Here is a 1,419-nt window from a genome sequence, read left to right on the forward strand (position 1 = left end):
GGCACAATGCCCACCCCACAAGAATTTTAGCTCTGTAGTGGTGGGCACAATGCCCACCCCACAAGAATTTTAGCTCTGTAGTGGTGGGCACAATGCCCACCCCACAAGAATTTTAGCTCTGTAGTGGCGGGCACAATGCCCACCCCACAAGAATTTTAGCTCTCTTGTGGGGTGGGCGTCCCGCCCGCCTCTTGTTCAGTTTATTTATACTCACCTATTTATTAGAGTTCTCCCATATTTTTTTTGTATGAGAGAATTAGCATTGTAATTAAATATACTAGAAAAAGAGGTATCCCCGTGCCAGTAAGCTTTAACGGTTCCTACTCTCAAAACTTTGATAACCTTGCCAATACGGGTACGAATGTTACCTGGACAAACGATACAACCCTCTCCGGCTGGTTTCTTTTCAGTCAGCCCAGCCCTGGCACTGCTCTAACAACTTACTTTACAGATAATGGTTCTGAAAATACGGGAAACTTTTATAGTTACGGAACTATTGGTAGTACAGAACGCGCCTTGGGCGGTCTTGGGTCGGGTGGTGCTTACTTCGGTAATCCAGCAGGAGGTGCGATCGCAGGTTGGATCGCCTTTGCTGCCACTAACAATACTGGCACGACTATAACCGCTCTCAGCATATCTTTTAACGGCGAACAGTGGCGGGCTGCGAATACAACACCACAAAACATGGTGCTGCAATATGGCTTTGGCAGTAGCTTTATTGCCGTTTCCTGGACAGCACCGGGTAGCAATTTTGACTGGACATCCCCTGTAAACAACAACAGCGTTACTGTAGATGGCAACGCGGCGGGTAGGGTTAGTGGCAGAGGTGGAACAATTAATACCAGTTGGGCAAATGGCGATACGCTTTGGATTCGTTGGCTAGAGGTTAACGATGCAGGATTTGACCACGGATTGGCAATCGATGACTTTTCCCTCACTGTCCCCACCGTCAGTCTCACACCCGCTTCCTTAACGCAAAATGAAGGCAATAGCGGTACAACTGACTACACTTTTACCGTCACACTTTCTTGCGCCATAACTCAAAACGTTACTGTCAATTACAGCACCGATGACGGAACTGCAACTCTTGCCAATAACGACTATATCGACAACGACAATAGCATTATTTTTACCGCAGGCGGTTCCCTCACGCAAACGATCGCCGTTCAAGCAAAAGGCGATGCAATTGTCGAAAGCAACGAAACTTTTACCGTCAGGTTAAATAGCGCCACCAACGCTCAAATTGACACGACTGCCAACCAGGTAACTGGCACAATTGCTAACGATGATACCGCCGGAGTCACAATTACCCAATCCGGCAGTAGCAGGAATATCACCGAAGGTGGCGCGACAGATACCTACGAAATTGTACTAACTTCACAACCAACTGCCGATGTCACCATTGCCATCAACAACGGT

The 1,419-nt window shown here is 47.6% G+C and carries 1 protein-coding gene; it reads left to right on the forward strand.

Going from position 1 to position 1,419, the window contains the following annotated elements:
• Positions 1–297 precede the first annotated feature (297 nt).
• On the forward strand, positions 298–1,419 hold a 1,122-nt coding region (locus tag MiSe_RS49090; protein WP_307731699.1), incomplete at its 3' end, for a Calx-beta domain-containing protein.

It is taken from the genome of Microseira wollei NIES-4236 (assembly GCF_020521235.1).
Taxonomy (GTDB): Bacteria; Cyanobacteriota; Cyanobacteriia; order Cyanobacteriales; family Aerosakkonemataceae; genus Microseira; species Microseira wollei.